This window comes from Arthrobacter sp. Dra40 (genome assembly GCF_059091905.1).
The window spans coordinates 1-3867 of record NZ_JBNHHB010000340.1 but is presented as its reverse complement, the minus strand read 5'-3'; the positions used below and the strand labels follow the sequence as shown (position 1 = coordinate 3867).

Annotated in this window: 4 protein-coding genes; all 4 read left to right on the top strand. The window is 61.8% G+C overall.

Going from position 1 to position 3867, the window contains the following annotated elements; translation table 11 throughout:
- The coding region (locus AC5RWT_RS35325; RefSeq protein WP_494084291.1) for a substrate-binding domain-containing protein at positions 1 to 524 on the top strand (524 nt) is incomplete at its 5' end.
- Positions 525 to 676: 152 nt separating this feature from the next.
- Positions 677 to 2119 carry a sugar ABC transporter ATP-binding protein gene (locus AC5RWT_RS35320; RefSeq protein WP_494084290.1) on the top strand — a complete coding sequence of 481 codons (1443 nt, stop codon included), beginning with the start codon at positions 677 to 679 and terminating at the stop codon, positions 2117 to 2119.
- 8 nt (positions 2120 to 2127) lie between these two features.
- Positions 2128 to 3189: an ABC transporter permease gene (locus AC5RWT_RS35315; RefSeq protein ID WP_494084289.1), complete on the top strand. Its 1062-nt coding sequence runs from the start codon at positions 2128 to 2130 to the stop codon at positions 3187 to 3189.
- On the top strand, positions 3186 to 3867 hold a 682-nt coding region (locus AC5RWT_RS35310), incomplete at its 3' end, for a biotin carboxylase N-terminal domain-containing protein (RefSeq protein WP_494084288.1). The genes AC5RWT_RS35315 and AC5RWT_RS35310, both read left to right, overlap by 4 nt.

The window sequence follows — 3867 nt, the reverse complement described above, 5'->3', positions numbered from 1 at the left end:
TGGTGGGCTTCTTCCCCGGCCCGGAAGGCGCCGGATGGTCCGACGCCGCAGTCAAAGGCTTCCAGGACACCATCAAAGGAACCAACGTCAAGATGGCGGAGATGCGGCGCGCCGATCCAGGCCTGGAAATCCAGCAGAACCTCATTGAGGACACCCTCAAGGTGCATCCCGAGATCACCCACATCGTCGGAGTGGACATTGCTGCCGAAGCCGGCGTGAATGCTGTACGGAACGCCAACATGACGGGAAAAGTTGACGTCTATGCCTTCGACATCATTCCGCCCGTATACGACGCGATCGTGGCCGGCGACGCCGTAGGTTCGCCAACGGACTTCACCACCGTCCAGGGACGCATGGCCGTTGACCAAGCCGTCCGGATGCTGGAAGGCCAGAAGCTGGAGGCACCAACCTCCGGCCCCGTGCCCAAGATGATCACCAAAGCGAACGCCAAAGACGTGCCCTACACGGAGATGTTCGCACCCCGGGACTTTAAGACGGTCACGAGCTGGACGCCGAAGAGTTGATCCATCCACCGGAGCCGGGCCCCACGCGCGAGTCCGGTCACGGGGTGAGGCCCTCGCATCGGAAGGGAGTGAAGCTGGCTTTGGAACAACATGCGATCGTTGCACTCAGCAATATCGTCAAGACGTTCGGGCCCGTGAGGGCACTCAAAGGAATGTCACTCGACCTTTACCCCGGCGAAGTACACATCCTGCTGGGCGAGAACGGCGCGGGAAAATCAACCCTGGTGAACATCCTCCTGGGCAACTACCTGCCCGACAGCGGAACAATCACCGTCCGAGGCTCGGAAGTTGCCCACCATTCTCCGGCGAATGCCCGCAAACTGGGCATCAACGTCGTGCTGCAGGACTTCAGCTTGGCCCCGACGCTGTCCGTGACCGAGAATCTGTTCCTTGGCCGCGAGCTAAAAACCTTCGGGTTCGTCAACCGCAAAAAGATGCGGGCCGTTGCCCGGGAAAAGGTCGGTCAGCTTGGGGCGGCAATAGACCCGGACGCGGAGGTGGGGACGCTGCCCAGGGCTGAACAGCAGCTTGTCGAGATCACCAAGGGGCTGCTCGGAACGCCCGGCATCCTCCTTCTCGACGAGCCCACGGCTGCCATCAGCGAGCGGGAAGCAGACCGGCTTTTCCGGATCATAGACCGGCTCCGGGACGAAGACTGGGCGCTTCTCTACATCACCCACCGGATGGAGGAAGTCCGGCGCCTCGGAGACCGGGTCACCGTGATGCGGGACGGCACGTTCATTTCGACCCATACCCTCGAGGAGGTTTCCGAAGAGCAGTTGATCACAGACATGGTCGGCCGGGAACTCGCGGCCGTCTATCCGGAAAAGGCCGAAACCAAGGGGGAACCCCTGTTGGAGATTGAGGACGCATCCACGGCCGACGGCAAGGTCGCCCATGCGTCCCTGCGGGTGTGCCAGGGTGAAATTGTTGCCGTGGCCGGGCTCGTCGGTTCGGGGAAAAGCGAACTCGCAAAGGCTGTCCTCGGTCTCATCCCCCTGTCCAGCGGTTCCGTCTCCGTTAACGGCAGGAAATTCAGCCGTCCAAACCCTCGCCAGATGATCCAGGTGGGTATCGGCTTCATGCCGGAGGACCGCAGGCGGGAAGCCCTGGCACTTGATCTCAGCGTGCAGGAAAACATTGCTCTTGAAGTCAACCGCATTAAGGCGTACAGCACGCTGGGGCTGATCCACGGAGCAAAAATCCGATCCCTCGCGCAGTCGCTGGCCAAGCGGCTCGATATCCGGCCGCGTTCCGTGACTGCCGAGGCCCGGGCCCTGTCGGGCGGCAATCAACAGAAGGTCGTTCTGGCGCGCGCCCTGACGCGGGACCGGAAGGTTTTCGTGGTGGCCGAGCCTACCTCCGGCGTGGATGTCGGGGCCCGCCAGGAAATCTATGCCAATCTCCGAAAACTGTGCAGGGACGGCGCCGGCGTCCTCATGATCTCATCCGACCTCGAGGAGGTCGTGGGACTTGCCGACCGGGTCTATGTGATGAACGGCGGGCGTGTGCAGGCCGAGCTCGTTGGCAACCAAATCACAAACGAAGCCGTTGTCGCTGGTGCCTTCGGGCATGCAGTAGGCGCACCAGCATAAGGACTGCCATGTCAACAACCGAAGTGAAAGGCCCGGCGACCGCCGTCGGAGGTACCAAGAAAGTAAACCGCCAGTTCTGGCTCAGGTTCTTCAGCAGCGTCGGGCCGCTGCCGCCGCTGCTGATCGTGATGGTGGTCGTCTTTGCCTTGGCAAATGACCGCTTCCTGCAGCCCGACAACCTGCTGTCCGTCGCCCAGCAATCCGTCACGCTCCTGCTGATTTCCCTGGGACAGATGCTGGTATTGGTAACCGGCGGATTTGACCTGTCTGTAGGGGCAACCGTCGCGCTGTCATCCATTGTCTCTGCCACGATGATGCAGAAAGTCTATGGTGGCATACCGGAATTCTCCGGCCAGTCCATGATCATGGGCTTCGTCGTCTGCATCGCAGTCGGGCTTGTCGTCGGGATGGCCAACGGCCTCGGAGTGGCCTTCCTGAGGGTCAACCCGTTCATCGTGACACTTGCCACCGCCACCATCGTCACAGGCATCACGCTGGTCTACAGTGGCGGAGCCACCGTTTCCGGTCTGCCAAGGGAGTACATCGTCGGGCTGGGTTCAGGCTTGACCATGGGCATACCCAACCTGGTTCTCGTAACACTGCCGATCCTGGCGATTGTTTTCGTCGCACTGAAATGGACTACCTTTGGCCGCCACCTCTATGCCATCGGCGGAAATGCCCTGGCAGCAAAAACCGCGGGCATCCAGGTGCGGCGCAACCTGATTGCCACCTACGTCATCTGCGCCGTTCTGTCCTCTATCGCGGCCTACCTCCTGACCGCCCGCAGCGGCTCAGGGCAACCGACCTTTGGGGGTGCCTTTGCCCTTCAATCCATCACCGCTGCCGTCATCGGCGGTGCCTCGCTCCAGGGCGGCCGCGGCGGCGTCGGCGGCACTGTCCTGGGTGTCATCTTCATCATGCTGCTGGGCAACGGGATGAACTTCATGCGTCTCGATACCAACATGCAGAGCATCGCTTTAGGGTTGGCGCTCGTTCTCGCGGTCCTTGCAGACCGTTTCCGGGCCTCGGCCAAGGCGCGCCTCATCGCCAAAGGAGTCGTCAGCTCATGACCACGCCCTTATTTGAATCCCTTCTGGTCACCAACCGGGGCGAGATCGCCCGGCGTATCATCCGCACAGCCAATGGGCTGGGAATCCGGACCATCGCCGTCTGCTCGGATGTGGATACAGAACTGCCCTTCGTGAAGGAAGCCTCGGAATTTGTCTCCCTCGGTCCGGCGAATCCTACCGAGTCCTACCTGAACGTCGACAAACTGATGGACGCGGCTCGAAGTGTCCGCGCTTCGGCCATCCACCCGGGCTACGGTTTCCTCGCCGAAAATTCCGGTTTCGCCCGGCGGGTCATTGAGAGCGGCATCACGTGGGTGGGGCCTTCGCCGGAATCGATGGACATGGTGGCGGACAAAATCAACGCCCGGAACCTGATGCAGGCCGCCGGCGTGCCGGTGGCGACCGGATCTGCCGAACCGGTGAGCGACTCCGCAGAGGCAGTAAAGATCGCCAACGCTGTCGGCTATCCGGTCATCGTCAAGCCATCCGGGGGCGGAGGCGGCATCGGAATGATAGTTGCCGACAATGACGAAGACCTGAGGGCAGCGTTCGATACTGCACGGTCGCGTGCAGAGCGCTTTTTCGGGGACTCGCGGATCCTCATTGAACAGTTCATTCAGCACGCCCGCCACGTCGAGGTCCAGATCCTCGGGCTCGCCGGCGGCAGGGTCATAGCGC

Excerpts from the sequence above, each read along its gene's own strand:
- AC5RWT_RS35320 (WP_494084290.1), top strand. The coding sequence starts at position 677 with ATGTCACTCGACCTTTACCCCGGCGAAGTACACATCCTGCTGGGCGAG.
- AC5RWT_RS35315 (WP_494084289.1), top strand. The coding sequence starts at position 2,128 with ATGTCAACAACCGAAGTGAAAGGCCCGGCGACCGCCGTCGGAGGTACC.